This window comes from Cupriavidus sp. 05L310, assembly GCF_056398185.1.
Map to the genome: position 1 here is coordinate 47,788 of NZ_JBFTOX010000001.1, position 14,277 is coordinate 62,064.

Below are 14,277 nucleotides of genomic sequence, written 5' to 3' on the forward strand. Positions count from 1 at the left end.
CCATGGCTGCCTTCGCACCGTTTACCGGCAAGGTCGTTCTGATTACCGGCGCCTCGGACGGCATCGGCGCGGAACTGGCCGTGCTGCTGGCCCGGCAAGGCGCGCGCCTGGCGCTGGCGGCCCGCCGCGTGGACATGCTGCACGCGCTGGCGGAACGCATCCGCCGCCAGCACCCGGCCGCCGACGTGGCGGTATGGCGCGCCGACGTGTCCGACGAGGTCGATTGCAGGCGGCTGGTAGCCACCGTGGCTGCGCAATATGGTGGGATCGATGCGCTGGTCAATAACGCTGGCGTGTCGGCCCACGGCTACTTCGAGCAAGTCTCCGACTACAGCTACTACGAGCAGGTGATGCGCGTGAACTACTTCGGCGCCATGTGGTGCACGCGCGAGGCGCTGCCATACCTGCGCCAGCGCGGCGGCCTGATGGTGGCGGTGTCCAGCCTGGCCGGCAAGATCGGCGTGCCGGGCCGCACCGCCTACTCGGCCAGCAAGTTCGCGCTGGCGGGCTTTTGCGAGGCGCTGCGGGCCGAACTGCGCGGTACCGGCGTGGATGTGTGCGTGGTGTTCCCTGGCGTGGTGGCGACCGATACGCGCATCAACGGCTTCGGCCCGGACGGGCGCGCGCTGGGCGAAAGCCGGCTGCGCGAGGATGACGCCATGACCGCGCAGGAATGCGCGCGCCAGATGCTGGGCGCCATGGCGGCACGCAAGCGCGAACTGGTGATGACGGCCAGGGGCAGGCTGGGCCTGTGGCTCAGGTTGCTGGCGCCCGGCATGGTCGAGAACATGGCGCTCAAGGCCCTGAAGCAGGCGGGGCGGTAACGGCAGCAATCAGGACAATTTCAGCTGGACAACAAGAGCGACAACGACAACATGGCCGATCTAATCCTTCACCAGTACGCAACCTCGCCGTTCTCAGAAAAGATCCGGCTGCTGATGGGCGCCAAGGGCCTGGCCTGGCAGGCGGTGGAAGTCCCGCCGATCCTGCCCAAGCCGGATGTGGTGGCGCTGACAGGCGGCTACCGGCGTACCCCGATCCTGCAGGTGGGCGCGGACATCTATTGCGATACCGCGCTGATCTGCGAGGTGATCGACAGCGTGGCGCCCGCGCCCGCGCTGTACCCCGCGGCGCAGGCGGCCAGCGCGCGTGTCGCCGCGAGCTGGTTCGATACCGCGCTGTTCACCGCCGCCGTGACTTACCTGTTCCAGCCGGCCGGTGCGCAAAGCATGCTGGGCCATCTCACGCCAGCGCAGATCCAGGCCTTCGCCGCAGACCGCAAGGCCATGCGTGGCGACACCAATGCGTTGCGCATGCCCTTGCCCGAGGCCATCGCGCTGCTGCACGAAACCTTCGGCCGGCTGGAGCAGCAATTCACTGCCGGCGTGGCGCACGTGGCGGGGCCCGAGCTGTCGGTGGCGGATTTCTCGCTGTATCACAACGTCTGGTTTATCCGGCGCGCCAGCGAACTGGCCCGGCTGCTGGACGCGTATCCGGCCGTGCAGGCCTGGTATGACCGCATGCAGGCCTGCGGCCATGGCACCGTGCGGGTGATCGGCAGCGAGGCCGCGCTGGACGTGGCGCAACGCACCGATCCGCTGGCGCAGACCGGTGGGGTGGCGGCCGACAGCGGTTTTGAGGCCGGCGATGCGGTTACCGTGACGCCGACCGACTACGCGCGCGACCCGGTGGCGGGCGTGCTGGTGGCGCTGGATGCGCACCGCGCCGTGCTGCGCCGGCAGGACCCGCGCGCGGGCGCGGTCAATGTGCATTTCCCGCGCCAGGGCTATCAGGTGCTGCGCGCGGGCTAGGACCGGCGCGCGGCGGGACTGGCAAGACAACCCCATACCAACCAGAGCAACCAGAGGCAGACAACATGAAGCAATTCCAGGGCAAGGTGGCAGTGATCACTGGCGGCGCATCCGGCTTCGGCAAGGAATTCGCCAGGCTGGGAGCGGGACTCGGCATGAAGCTGGTGCTGGCGGACGTGCAGGAAGATGCACTGGACGCAACGGTGGCGGAATTCAAGGCGCAAGGTGTGCCGGTCATCGGCGTGCGCGTGGACGTGTCCAAGGCGGAGCAGGTCCAGGCGCTGGCCGATGCCGCCATCGCCGCCTTCGGCCAGGTCAACCTGCTGTTCAACAACGCGGGCGTCGGCGCGGGTGGACTGATGTGGGAGAACAGCGAGCGCGACTGGGAGTGGGTACTGGGCGTCAACCTGTACGGCGTGATCCACGGCGTGCGGATCTTCACCCCGCTGATGCTGGCCGCCGCGGCCAAGGACCCGTCGTTCGAAGGCCATATCGTGAATACGGCTTCCATGGCCGGCCTGCTAAGCCCGCCTGCGATGGGTGTCTATAACGTTTCCAAACACGCCGTGGTTTCCTTGTCCGAATCGCTGTACCAGGATCTCAGCCTGGTCAGCGAGCAGGTGCGTTGCTCGGTGCTATGCCCGTATTTCGTGCCGACCGGCATCACGCAATCGGGCCGCAACCGCCCCTCGGAACTGGCCAACGAGGCGCCGCCCACGCGTTCGCAACTGGTGTCGCAAGCGCTCTCGGACAAGGCGGTCAGTTCGGGCAAGGTCACGGCCGCAGAAGTGGCGCAACTCACCTTCGATGCGATCCGCGACAACGGTTTCTATATTTACTCGCATCCGCAGCAACTGGCGCCCGTGCGGCAGCGCTTCGAAGATATCATTAGCCAGCGCAACCCGAGCGATCCGTTCGCCGACAAACCGGAGGTGCGCGCGGGACTGGTCGCGGCCCTGCGCGGCGAGTAAGCCGCCAGGCGGCGGACAGGGCATCGGCTGGTGGACCGGACGACCTGCCGGCCCTGGGCGCCGCGGGCGGCAGCCAGTCCATCGGAGACAAGTCAGCCATTGCGGCAAGGGAGGATTCCATGACCAAACCTGCAGTCATTCGCCATCTGCAGTACGCCACCTTACCCAACGGCACGCGCCTGCATTACGCCAGCGCGGGGGAGCGCGGCAGGCCGCTGGTGCTGTTCGTGCATGGCTTCCCGGAATTCTGGTACGAATGGGAAGAGCAGCTCGCCGAGTTCGGCAAGACCCACTACGCGGTGGCGCCGGACCTGCGCGGCTTCAACCTGTCGAGCAAGCCCGCCGACGTGGAATCCTACCGGCCGCGCCACATTGTCGAAGACCTGGTGCAGTTCATCAATGCGCTTGGCTATTCGCACTGCGTGGTGGTGGCGCACGACTGGGGCGGGGCGATCTGCTGGAACCTGGCCATCCAGTTTCCGAAGATGGTCGAGCGGCTCGTCATCATCAACTCCCCGCATCCTTACGTGTTTGCCAGGGCCCTGACCAGCGATCCGCAGCAGCAGGAAGCCTCGGCCTATATGAACTGGCTGCGCGCGCCGGGATCGGAAGACGCGCTGGCGGCCGACGGCTTCGCCAGGCTGGAGAGTTTCCTGACCGGAGGCGGCAAGCAGCCCGCGCCCTGGTTTGCCGGCGAGACACGCGAGAAATACCACGCTGCCTGGTCGCAGCCTGGCGCCGGCGGCTCGCACTCGCTGACCGGCGGCGTCAACTATTACCGCGCCTCTCCGATGCATCCGCCGGGTCCCGGCGAAACGCCGCCCGATATTTCCAAGCTGGACCCCGCGGCATTTACGGTAAGGGTGCCGACCCTGGTGATCTGGGGCGAGCGCGATACCGCGCTGCCCAGGAGCCTGCTGGATGGCCTGGATAAGTTCGTCCCGGACATGCGGCTGGAACGCATTCCGGACGGCACGCACTGGGTCATCCACGAACAACCGGAGCGCATCAACCTGCTGATCCGCAGCGCCTTGCCCTGAACCGCGCCTGACGCGGCTGCCTTTCCGGCCAGCCGCGTCAGGCGTTTGCCGCAGCGCTGGCCCGGTGGGAAACCGGCGCACTGTGCATGGGGCAGCGTGCCGCCGGCTGCTACATTGACCGGATTCGACAGCGCCGGTGCGCGCAAGGAAGGTCAAGATGAAGACGATCGGACTGATCGGCGGCATGAGCTGGGAATCCTCGGCCGAGTACTACCGCCTGATCAACCAGGACATGAAGCAGCGCCTGGGCGGCCATCACAACGCGCGCAGTGTCATGGTCACGGTGAGCTTCGAGCAGATCAAGGCACTGCAGCACGCGCAACGCTGGGACGAACTCGGCGAGTGCATGCAGCAGGCCGCCTTGCAGGTACAGGCGGCGGGAGCGGATTTCGTGCTGCTCTGTACCAATACCATGCACCGCGTGGCGCCGGCCCTGGAAGCCGCGCTCGACATTCCCTTCCTGCATATCGTCGATCCCACCGCGCAGGCCTTGCGCCGCTCCGGCATCACGCGGGTCGGCCTGCTCGGCACGGCCTTCACCATGGAGCAGGACTTCTATCGCGGCCGCATGCAGGAGAAGCATGGTATCGAAGTGGTGGTGCCGGAGGCCGCGGACCGTGCGCTGGTCCACGGGATCATCTATGACGAACTCTGCCATGGCATCGTGCGCGACGGCTCGCGGGATGCGTACCGCCGGATCATCGATGGCTTGCAGGCCCGGGGCGTGGGCGGGGTGATCCTGGGGTGTACCGAGATTGCGTTGCTGATCGGGCAGGATGATGTGGCGCTGCCGGTGTTCGATACCACTGCGCTGCATGCACAGGCGGCGGTGGGATGGGCGCTGGAGGGGGCGGTGGCCACGCGCTAGACCAGGCACGGGGGAGGGAGAGGACGTTTCGGGAGCCTGCACCTAGTGAAGCTTGGGGCGATGCGCCACACCAAAACGCTCCGACAAATCGTCGAGACGCTTGTCCAGTGTCCATAGCTGCGCGCCTGGTGTGATCAGAGTGGAAGCCAGTAATGAGACGTCTACCAGGCCGCAACCTAGCCCATACAATTTCTCGTGTTCGATAAACGCCATTACCTCTGCAAGGCTAGCCTGCTGGGCAGGCTGCAACAGTCCGATGTCCCAGAGTGTCCGGGTACGTGGTGCCGGAGGCGTCCCGAAAGCCAATTCAACCACGACCATAGGATGGGTCAGTGCTTGATCCGACAGGATCAAATTGACCAGTGCGTTATTGCGGTTCCTAAAATGATCTACCCATACCGAAGTGTCGACGAGTACGCTCATTTCGCTTGAGGCCCCGTACGGCGACGCGACACATCTTGCATGTCTGGAGCGGTACCACCGAGGGCCGCGAGGCGCTTGGCCGCTTGTACCCGGACGAACGTCTTAATCGCCTCCCGAAAGAGGTCAGATTTGTCCATGCTGGGGTCGGCCACCTCTAGCGCTTGTTCATAGAGGGCATCGTCGATTGTGACGGTAGTGCGCATAACGTGCTCCTTGCCTCAAAGTTGATGTAAATTTGCACCAATAACAGCATCTCGGCAAGGCGCTCGAAGCTGGCGTTTTCCGCTGTTGCACGCGGCGGACTTCGTCGTGGCGGCTTTTCACGGGAAGCGCGATGCCGCGGAATGCCGAAGCCCGTGGCAGTCGTCGCGCCACTTCCTCTCGATGCGCATGCGTCTTATCCCTTCGTGAAGATTTCCAGGAGATGCTTGCTCGGATCTTCGAAATAGATTCTGCGGCAGCCATCGTCCGTGCTGACCTCGCCGGGGCGGCGGCGGTATGGGTCCGACCAGTACATCAGGTTGCGCGCGCGGATTCGGGCGAGGCTTTGCCCGAATTCGACGTCGCTGATCAGAAAGGCATAGTGCTGCAGGGCAACATCGCCTTGCGCGTCCATGAAGTCCAGGGTGACTTCGTTGTCCAGCCGTACGGCAAGAAACGGCCCGAACGGCACGGCAGCGGGACGTCCGAGGATCTCGCAGAGGAAGTCGGCGGACACCTTCTTGTCATGAGAAAAGACGATGGTGTGGTTGAGCTGGATGGCCATGTCGCAATCTCCGGGACGAGGTATGTGCAAGCGGAGCCCACGCTGAACCCTTACGAGCGCGCGGATATTGCTTGCGGCTTGCTGGTCCAGCCAATCCGGTGCCGCATCTGCGCGGCCACGCGCCGGGCATCATCTTCCGCATGCAGGTGGGCGCTGGTGGTGGGCAATGGACTCGTGCCCGAAATTGTCTCTGGCAAACCGCAGGTTCACCTGCTGGCCATGCAACCAACCGGGAATCGCCAGCGCCCGATGCCCGGTTGCCTGAAATCGCTTCGGCCACGTTGCGGCAAGCACCGCCGGCGTGGCCCGAAGCTCAACGCGATCAACGCAACGCGATCAACTCAACCGATGCCGGTACAGCCGGTAATTCTCATCGTCGAAGCACACAAAACTGACCTGCTCGATGCTGGGGGCCGCCGCCAGCGCCTTGCGCACTGCGTCGATGGCAATATCCACGGCCCGCTCGCGCGGGAATCCGTAGATGCCGGTGCTGATGTTGGGAAAGGCGATGGTCCGTAGCTTGTGCTGCGCGGCCAGCGCGATGCTCGCCTGATAGGCGCTGGCGAGCAGGGCGTCTTCGTCGTGGCCGCCCCCTTGCCAGACGGGACCGACCGCATGGATGACGTAAGGCGCGGGCAGCAGGCCGCCGGTGGTCATCACCGCCTGGCCGGTGGGGCAGCCGCCCTTGGTTTCGCGGATGCCGCGGCAGGCGGCCATGATGGCGGGGCCGCCGGCGCCGTGGATGGCGCCATCGACGCCGCCGCCACCGAGCAAGCCGCTATTGGCGGCATTGACGATGGCGTCGACTTCCATGCGGGTGATGTCTCCGTGCAAGACCTGCAGGTGTTCCCCTGTCATGACCTCTTCTCCGTGCTGGTTGGATAAAGCTGGACCGCCCCGGCTGTTCCGCGCACCTGTGCTGCCGGCCCGCCGCGGCACTTACATGGATTCCGCCAGCATACGCCGATAATCCGCGGCGCTGGCCTCTTTCGGGTTGGTCTTGTGGCAATGGTCCACCAGCGCACCGGCGATCACCTTGTCGAACATGTCCTCGGTGACGCCCATCTGGCGCAGGCCGGTGGGCAGCCCGAGGCGCGCCGTCATGTCATGCACGGCCTGGGCCAGGTCGGCATCCGCGGGCAAGCCCATGGCGTGGCGCAGGCGGGCGTAGCGGTTGTCGCGCACCACGCTGGGCGCGTCGGCGTTGAAGCGCAGCACGGCCGGCATCACCACCGCGTTCAGGGTGCCATGGTGCAGGCCGGTCTTGCCGTCCACCTTGAGGCCGCCCAGCGGGTGCGACAGCGAGTGCACGCAGCCCAGGCCCTTCTGGAAGGCCATGGCGCCCTGCATGGACGCGCTCATCATGTTCAGCCGTGCCTCGCGGTCCTGGCCGTCACGCGTGGCGCGTTCGATGTGCTTCCAGCCGCGTTCCAGGCCGTCCAGCGCGATGCCGTCAGCGGGGGGGTTGAAGGCGGGTGCCAGGAAGGTCTCCACGCAGTGCGCGATCGCATCCATGCCGGTGGCGGCGGTCAGGCTGGCCGGCAGGCCCAGCGTGAGGCCCGGATCACAGATGGCGGACTTGGGCAGCAGGTGCCAGGAGTGGAAGCCGAGCTTGCGGCCGTCTTCCAGGATGATGATGGCGCCGCGCGCGACTTCGCTGCCGGTGCCCGCGGTGGTCGGCACGGCGATCAGCGGTGCGGCGCGCTCGGTGATCCTGGCGCTGCCGCCTTCGATGGTGGCGTAGGTGGTCAGCTCGCCGGGATGGGTGGCGAGGATCGCAATGCCCTTGGCCAGGTCGATGGAGGAGCCTCCGCCCACCGCCACCAGTCCGTCGCAGCCGCCTTCCCGGTATTGCGCGGCGGCCTTCTTGACCATCGCCTCGGTCGGGTTGGAGGGGGTTTCGTCGAAGATCCCGTGCGGCAGGCCGCCCAGGGCGTCGATGGCCTGCTGGGCTACTCCGGCGGCGACCACGCCTTTATCCGTCACGATCAGGGGGCGGCGGATGCCGATGCGCTCGCACTCCGCCTTGAGCTGGCCGATCGTGCCGAAATCCAGGTGGATATGGGTGAGGTAATAAATGAAGGCCATCTATGCTGTCTCCGTCGGTGAGGGGTTTTATTTTCTTCTGACGATGGCCGATGATCGCGCAAAACCTGCCGATCTGGCCAGCCCCGGCTAAATTTCATAGGCTTTGCTGCCGAAACATACGGAATCATACTAAAATCGAACGATCGTTCACAATTCGAACATCCGGCATGCCAGAGCGGCCGGCGCTTCGGTTTGCCGAAGGTTCGTTGCCACTACACTGACCGTCTTTCATGTCCGCTGTTCCGTCTGCCTCCGTGTCCGCCCAGCCCGCGCCTGCCATGTCCGGCATGCCCACGGCCCCGCTCGACCCGCAGGTGGCGGCACTGCTGGAGTTGATCGGACGGGTCAAGCGCCCATCCATCCACGAACTGGATCCGGCCGACGCCAAGATCGCTTACGAGAAGAGCGCGCCCATCATGGATATCGCGCCGCAGCCCGTGCACAGCGTGGAAAACCTGAGCGTGGCCGCGCGCGATGGCTACGATATCCCGGTGCGCCTGTACGCGCCACGCGAGGCCAACTGGACCGAGCCGCTGCCGCTGTTGCTGTATTTCCACGGCGGCGGCTTCACGGTGGGCAGCGTCAATTCGCATGATCCGCTGTGCCGGTTGCTGTGCGCGCAGGCGGACTGCATGGTGCTGTCGGTGGACTACCGCCTGGGCCCGCAGTGGAAATTCCCCCACGCGGCGAACGATGCCTTCGACGTGATGCAGTGGGTGTTCGACGAGGCCGCGCGCCTGGGTGCCGACGCCAGCCGCATCGCCCTGGGCGGCGACAGCGCGGGGGGCACGCTGGCCAGCGCCTGCGCGGTGCACGCGCGCGATCTCGGCCTGGCGCCGGTGCTGCAGATGCTGATCTACCCCGGCACGTGCGCCCGCCAGGACATGCCGTCGCACCGCGCGCTGGCCGAGGGCTACCTGCTGACGGCGCCGATGATCCAGTGGTTTTTCGCGCAATACCTGGACAGCGAAGCCAGCCGCGACGACTGGCGCTTCGCCCCGCTCGATGGCGGCGGCCAGGGCGCCAATGTGCACGGCTGCTGTCCCGCCTGGATCGCCGTGGCCGGCTACGATCCGCTGCACGACGAAGGCGTGGCCTACGCGGCCAAGCTGCGCGCCGCGGGCGTGCCGGCGCATCTGGCCGACTACCCGGGCATGATCCACGATTTCTTCAAGCTGGGGCGCTTCGTCCCGGCGGTGGCCGGCGCCCATGGCGACGCGGTCGCCGCCTTGCGCATCGCCTTCGATGGCGGATGAGCGCGGCTCGCCGGACACCGCCGGCAGCCGGATCGAAGCGGTCGCAGAACCCCCGGTTTTGATGGCTTTACCAGTAGTGCATTACTTGTACTTGTAGTAGCAATTGCAATAGCAACAGGAGACAGAGACTCATGCATCGCCGCCAATTCCTCGCCCATGCGGGCGCGCTCGCCGCTACCGCGGCAACCCTCGGCCTGGCCAGCGCGCCGGCCCTGGCGCAGGCGGACAATTTCCCGCAACGGCCGATCCGCCTGATCATCGGCTATACCGCCGGGGGCTCCACCGACCTGCCGTTCCGCGTGCTGGCGGAAAACGCTTCCAAGATCTTCGGCCAGCCGGTGATCATCGAGAACAAGCCGGGAGCGGGCGGCGTGCTGCCCGCCCAGCTGATGCAGTCGACCCAGCCTGACGGCTACACGCTGGCGCAGGTAGCGATGCCGGTCTACCGCCTGCCGTACACCACCAAGATCAACTGGGACCCGGTCAAGGACCTGTCCTACGTGATCAACCTGGCCGGCTACTCGTTCGGCCTGGTGGTCCCGGCGGATTCGCCGATCAAGACCATGCAGGAATACATTGCCTATGCGAAGGCCAACCCGGGCAAGCTGACCTACGGCTCGCCGGGTTCGATGACCACGCTGCACCTGACCATGGAAGAGCTGGCCATGAAGCAGAACGTGCAGTTCTCGCATATCCCGTACAAGGGCAACTCGGAATCCATGCAGGCCCTGCTGGGCGGTCACGTGATGTCGGTGGCCGATACCCCGGCCTGGGCGCCGTACGTGGAATCGGGCAAGCTGCGCCTGCTGTCGACCTGGGGCGAGAAGCGCTCGGCGCGCTTCCCCAATGTGCCGACGCTCAAGGAACTGGGCCTGGGCATCGTGCAGACCTCGCCGTTCGGCGTGGTGGCGCCCAAGGGCACCGATCCGAAGATCGTCAAGAAGCTGCATGACGGCTTCAAGAAGGCCATGGAAATGCAGAACTACCGCGATGCGCTGGCCAAGTTCGACATGGAGCCTTACTACATGAGCAGCGAGCAATATGCCAAGTTTGCGGCGGATACGGTCAAGAAGGAAAAGGCCATTATCGACAAGCTGGGGCTGAACAAGCCGCAATAAGCAGGGCATAGCCTGCCTTGAGCCGGCGCCGCCCTGTCAGGGGCTGGCGCCGTTTTCATATCGGGCCGGTTTTCGGCCGGCAATCAAGGGGAACGCCGTCATGGCAAAGGAAGATTTCCGTCACAGCATGCCGCTGCGCGTGCGCTGGGCTGAGGTCGATCCGCAGTCGATCGTCTTCAACGCGCACTACCTGACCTACTGCGATATCTGCGTGACGGAGTACTGGCGTGCGCTGGGGATCCGGTATCCGGAGGACGTGCTGCACGCGCATGGCGTTGATATTTTCGTGGTGAAGTCCACGCTGGAGTATCACGCGTCCGCGCGCTTCGACGACATGCTGGAAATCCGGGGGCGTATCGCACGTCTGGGCCGCTCCAGCATGTTGTTCCGCGTGGAGATGTATCGTGGCGACGAGCACCTGATTACCGGCGAGATCGTCTATGTGTGCGCGGACCCGGCCACGAAGAAATCGGCGCCGGTTCCCGGGCCGGTACGGGAAACGATCACGGCTTATGAGGCCGTGAAGCCGGACGCCTGAGCCGGCTGGCTCCCGGCTGCGCGGTGGTTGCTTAAGCGGCGGCGCTGGCCTGCGTGCACGCCAGCGCCGCTCGAAAAGGCGCCTGGAAACTCAGCGCGCCGCGATACCGGCATCCTCCATGTAGGCCCGGATCACCGCATCGAAATCCGCGTCCCCCTGGAACCCCAGCGCCAGCGCCCGCGCCGTGTTCCACGCGGCGGGCCAGGTGCCGACGATATTCTCGATGCGCGCCTCGCGCTCCCAGCTCACCCGATCCGCCACGGCATCGCCGGCCACGCGCCGCAACGCCGCCACCATCTCCCTGGGCGTTACCGACAGCCCCGGCAGGTTCACGGTCCGGCGCTCGCCGAAATCAAGGCCATCGATTTCCATGCCGCGCACCAGCGCAGCGATGGCCCCGCGCGGCGACAGCAGCCACAGCGGCGTGTCCGGCGCCACCGGGCAATTGGCCGCCTCTCCAGCCAGAGGCTCGCGAATGATCCCGCTGGCGAACGACGATGCCGCGGCATTGGGCTTGCCCGGCCGTACGCTGATGGTCGGCAGCCGCAGCACGCGCCCGTCGACAAAGCCGCGCCGGCTGTAATCCGACAGCAGCAGCTCGCCAATCGCCTTTTGCGCGCCGTATGAGGATTGCGGGTTGAGCGCGGTATCGTCCTGCACCACGGCGGGCAGGGTGCCGCCATACACGGCGACCGAACTGGTGAACACCACGCGCGGCCGATGGCCCTGCGCACGGCAGGTTTCCAGCAGCGCACGGGCGGCGTCGAGATTGACGCGCATGCCCAGCTCAAAATCCGCTTCCGCCTGGCCGCTGACAACGGCCGCCAGGTGGAACACCGCGCCGGTACGGGCATCGACGGCCTGTGCCAGCACCGCGGGGTCGGACAGGTCGCCCGTGACCACGCGCACGCGTGCGTCGTCCAGCGGGGGCGGGGCCACCACGTCGAGCAGGGTCAGGCCTTCGATGGCGGCCGGCTTGCCGTCGATGTCCAGGGTGCCGCGCTTGAGCAGCAGGCGGGCCAGTTGCAGGCCGAGAAAGCCGGCGCCGCCCGTGATCAGTACATGCATCTTGATCTTCCAGTTGTCTTCCAGTTGCTTGGTTCGTGCCGCAAGCGGGCGCTTAGCCCTTCAGGTAAGGCTTGAGCCAGCCCAGCCCCGCCGAGGTGCCGGCGCGCGGCCGGTATTCGCAGCCAATCCAGCCGTCGTAGCCAAGCCCGTCGATCACATCGAACAGGTACGGATAGTTCAGTTCTCCCAGATCCGGCTCGTGCCGCTCGGGCACGCCGGCGATCTGGATATGCCCGATGCCGGCAAAGTCACGCTTGAGCTTGACGGTGAGGTCGCCTTCCACGATCTGGCAGTGGTAGCAGTCGAACTGCACCTTCAGGTTGGCCGCCCCGACTTCCTTGCAGATGGCCTGGCCGTCGTCCTGGCGGTTGAGGAAATAGCCGGGCATATCGCGGGCGTTGATGGGCTCGATCAGCACGGTGATACCTTGCGCGGCGGCGGCACGGGCGGCGTGCGCCAGGTTCTCCAGGTAGCAGGCACGATGGCGCGCGCGATCGGCGCCGGCGGGCACCAGGCCGGCCATCACGTGGACCTTGTCGTTGCCGATCACGGCCGCGTATTCCAGCGCGCGGGCGAAGGCATCGCGAAAACCGGCCTCGCGTCCCGGCAGGGCCGCCATGCCGCGCTCGCCGGCGTTCCAGTCGCCCGGCGGCGCGTTGAACAGGGCCTGGGTCAGCCCGTTGGCATCGAGGCGAGCCCGGATCTCGGCAGCGGGATGTTCATAGGGGAAGAGGTACTCCACGGCCTTGAAACCGTCCGCCGCCGCGGCGGCGAAGCGGTCCAGGAAGGCGTGCTCGGTGTACATCATCGACAGGTTGGCGGCAAAGCGCGGCATGCGGTGCTCCAGGAGAAAGGGTGGTTCTTGTTTCTTGGCTTAGCGGTTGACCAGCTTGCCCGGCGTGAGCCAGACCAGCCCGGCGCCAAGCACCAGCATGGCCGACAGCACATACATGCTCGACTGCGTGCTATGGGTGAGGTCGGTCAGGTAGCCCACCATGTACGGTGCCACAAAGCCCGCCAGGTTGCCCACCGAATTGACCACGGCAATGCCGGAGGCGGCGGCCAGACCCGACAGGAAGGCGGTGGGCAGCGACCAGAACAGCGGGGCACAGGTCAGCACGCCGGCGGCGGCCAGGGACAGCGCGGCGATGGCCACCACCGTATTGTGGGTAAACGAGGCGGCAATGGCAAAGCCCACCGCGCCCATCAGCGCCGGCACGATCAGGTGCCAGCGGCGCTCGCGGCGGGCGTCGGCGCTGTGGCCCAGGAAGTTCATCACCACGATGGCGCAGACAAAGGGAATGGCGCTGAGCATGCCGATATTGAGGTTGCCCTTCACGCCGCTGGTCTTGACCAGGGTGGGCATCCAGAAGGTCAGCGCGTATTGTCCGGTGACGAAGCAGAAGTAGATCAGGCACATCCACCACACGCGGCGATCCGAGAACACCGCGCGCAGCGAGTGGCCGGTGCCCGAGGCATTGGCCTGGCGCGAGTCTTCCTCGATATTGCGCTTGAGCACGCGCTTCTCGTCGGCGTCCAGCCAGGGCGCCTGGTCGATGCCGTTCTTGAGCACGAACACCGTGATCACGCCGATCAGCAGCGCGGGCAAGGCTTCGAGCAGGAACATCCATTGCCAGCCGCGCATGCCGCCGTAGTCATGGAAGGCGTCCATGATGAAGCCCGACAAGGGGTTGCCGAACATGCCGGCCACCGGGATGCCCGACATGAACAGCGCGATCATCTTGGCGCGCCGGTTGGCGGGGTACCAGTAGGTCAGGTAGAGGATCACGCCGGGATAGAACCCCGCTTCGGCCAGGCCGAGCAGGAACCGCATGATGTAGAAGGTGGCCGGCGTTTTCACGAACACGAACAGCGCCGAGATGATGCCCCACGTGATCATGATCCGCGCAATCCAGATGCGCGCGCCCAGCTTGTGCATCAGCAGGTTGCTGGGCACCTCGAACAGGAAGTAGCCGATGAAAAACAGTCCGGCGCCGAGGCCGAACACGGTCTCGGAGAAGGCCAGGTCCTGCGCCATCTGCAACTTGGCGAAGCCCACGTTGACGCGGTCCAGGTAGGCGATCACGTAGCACAGCATCAGGAAGGGCATGATGCGCCAGAACACCTTGCTGTAGGCGCGCTTTTCGATGTCCCGGTCGATGCCCCGGTCGATGTCTTGGCCGGCGCCGGTCAGCGCGGCCTGGGTGGAAGTATTCATGGTTGTCTCCGTTGTTTCGGCTTGATGCCGGCCTGGATCCGGTCCGGATCGGCAAGCCGAGGGCGAACGCTGCCCTTGCCGCGGCCCGAGGGGAAATCGGGGCGTGCGGCCG

Annotated in this window: 16 protein-coding genes; 8 read left to right on the forward strand and 8 right to left on the reverse strand. The window is 66.0% G+C overall.

Annotation, left to right across the window (positions count from 1 at the left end; translation table 11 throughout):
- Positions 1 to 2 precede the first annotated feature (2 nt).
- The 5 genes from AC1DS6_RS00210 to AC1DS6_RS00230 all read left to right on the forward strand — a co-directional run bounded on the left by AC1DS6_RS00210 (position 3) and on the right by AC1DS6_RS00230 (position 4,690).
- On the forward strand, positions 3 to 824 hold the full coding sequence (locus AC1DS6_RS00210) for an SDR family oxidoreductase (RefSeq protein ID WP_477101685.1): 822 nt from the start codon (positions 3 to 5) through the stop codon (positions 822 to 824).
- A 51-nt stretch (positions 825 to 875) separates the two neighbouring features.
- Complete coding sequence (locus tag AC1DS6_RS00215) at positions 876 to 1,811, forward strand: glutathione S-transferase family protein (protein ID WP_441628635.1); 936 nt, start codon at positions 876 to 878, stop codon at positions 1,809 to 1,811.
- A gap of 65 nt (positions 1,812 to 1,876) precedes the next feature.
- A complete protein-coding gene (locus tag AC1DS6_RS00220; RefSeq protein WP_035867699.1) occupies positions 1,877 to 2,782 on the forward strand; it encodes an SDR family oxidoreductase in 906 nt (301 codons plus the stop codon).
- A gap of 119 nt (positions 2,783 to 2,901) precedes the next feature.
- Positions 2,902 to 3,822, forward strand: a complete 921-nt coding sequence (locus tag AC1DS6_RS00225) for an alpha/beta fold hydrolase (RefSeq protein WP_441628631.1) — start codon at positions 2,902 to 2,904, stop codon at positions 3,820 to 3,822.
- Positions 3,823 to 3,979: 157 nt separating this feature from the next.
- On the forward strand, positions 3,980 to 4,690 hold the full coding sequence (locus AC1DS6_RS00230; protein WP_441628629.1) for an aspartate/glutamate racemase family protein: 711 nt from the start codon (positions 3,980 to 3,982) through the stop codon (positions 4,688 to 4,690).
- A gap of 42 nt (positions 4,691 to 4,732) precedes the next feature.
- Here the strand turns inward: AC1DS6_RS00230 and AC1DS6_RS00235 are convergent, their stop codons facing one another.
- The 5 genes from AC1DS6_RS00235 to AC1DS6_RS00255 all read right to left on the reverse strand — a co-directional run bounded on the left by AC1DS6_RS00235 (position 4,733) and on the right by AC1DS6_RS00255 (position 7,967).
- Positions 4,733 to 5,113 carry a type II toxin-antitoxin system VapC family toxin gene (locus tag AC1DS6_RS00235; RefSeq protein WP_477101686.1) on the reverse strand — a complete coding sequence of 127 codons (381 nt, stop codon included), beginning with the start codon at positions 5,111 to 5,113 and terminating at the stop codon, positions 4,733 to 4,735.
- The gene (locus AC1DS6_RS00240) at positions 5,110 to 5,316 is read right to left on the reverse strand and encodes a type II toxin-antitoxin system VapB family antitoxin (RefSeq protein ID WP_477101687.1); all 207 of its coding nucleotides are present in this window, start codon (positions 5,314 to 5,316) and stop codon (positions 5,110 to 5,112) included. The genes AC1DS6_RS00235 and AC1DS6_RS00240 overlap by 4 nt, the downstream gene beginning before the upstream one ends.
- 194 nt (positions 5,317 to 5,510) lie before the next feature.
- Positions 5,511 to 5,879 carry a VOC family protein gene (locus AC1DS6_RS00245; RefSeq protein ID WP_441628623.1) on the reverse strand — a complete coding sequence of 123 codons (369 nt, stop codon included), beginning with the start codon at positions 5,877 to 5,879 and terminating at the stop codon, positions 5,511 to 5,513.
- A gap of 336 nt (positions 5,880 to 6,215) precedes the next feature.
- Entirely contained in the window at positions 6,216 to 6,737 is a 522-nt protein-coding gene (locus tag AC1DS6_RS00250; protein WP_477101688.1) for an O-acetyl-ADP-ribose deacetylase, read from the reverse strand.
- An 81-nt stretch (positions 6,738 to 6,818) separates the two neighbouring features.
- Positions 6,819 to 7,967: an iron-containing alcohol dehydrogenase gene (locus AC1DS6_RS00255; RefSeq protein ID WP_441628619.1), complete on the reverse strand. Its 1,149-nt coding sequence runs from the start codon at positions 7,965 to 7,967 to the stop codon at positions 6,819 to 6,821.
- 230 nt (positions 7,968 to 8,197) lie between these two features.
- Here AC1DS6_RS00255 and AC1DS6_RS00260 point away from each other — a divergent pair, with 230 nt between their 5' ends.
- The 3 genes from AC1DS6_RS00260 (at position 8,198) to AC1DS6_RS00270 (ending at position 10,879) form a co-directional block, all read left to right on the forward strand.
- A complete protein-coding gene (locus AC1DS6_RS00260; protein WP_477101689.1) occupies positions 8,198 to 9,223 on the forward strand; it encodes an alpha/beta hydrolase in 1,026 nt (341 codons plus the stop codon).
- Positions 9,224 to 9,354: 131 nt separating this feature from the next.
- Positions 9,355 to 10,341 carry a tripartite tricarboxylate transporter substrate binding protein gene (locus AC1DS6_RS00265; RefSeq protein ID WP_045236343.1) on the forward strand — a complete coding sequence of 329 codons (987 nt, stop codon included), beginning with the start codon at positions 9,355 to 9,357 and terminating at the stop codon, positions 10,339 to 10,341.
- A gap of 100 nt (positions 10,342 to 10,441) precedes the next feature.
- Positions 10,442 to 10,879 (forward strand): YbgC/FadM family acyl-CoA thioesterase, encoded by a 438-nt coding sequence (locus tag AC1DS6_RS00270; protein ID WP_441628617.1) that lies wholly within the window; start codon positions 10,442 to 10,444, stop codon positions 10,877 to 10,879.
- A 90-nt stretch (positions 10,880 to 10,969) separates the two neighbouring features.
- On the opposite strand, the gene denD is transcribed toward AC1DS6_RS00270, so the two are convergent.
- Genes denD through AC1DS6_RS00285 form a run of 3 tightly spaced genes read right to left on the reverse strand, consistent with a single transcriptional unit; the run spans position 10,970 to position 14,165 of the window.
- Positions 10,970 to 11,947 (reverse strand): D-erythronate dehydrogenase, encoded by a 978-nt coding sequence (gene denD / locus AC1DS6_RS00275; RefSeq protein WP_441628615.1) that lies wholly within the window; start codon positions 11,945 to 11,947, stop codon positions 10,970 to 10,972.
- Positions 11,948 to 11,999: 52 nt separating this feature from the next.
- Complete coding sequence (gene otnI / locus AC1DS6_RS00280) at positions 12,000 to 12,782, reverse strand: 2-oxo-tetronate isomerase (protein WP_441628613.1); 783 nt, start codon at positions 12,780 to 12,782, stop codon at positions 12,000 to 12,002.
- A gap of 39 nt (positions 12,783 to 12,821) precedes the next feature.
- A complete protein-coding gene (locus tag AC1DS6_RS00285; protein WP_477101690.1) occupies positions 12,822 to 14,165 on the reverse strand; it encodes an MFS transporter in 1,344 nt (447 codons plus the stop codon).
- Between the last annotated feature and the right edge of the window lie 112 nt (positions 14,166 to 14,277).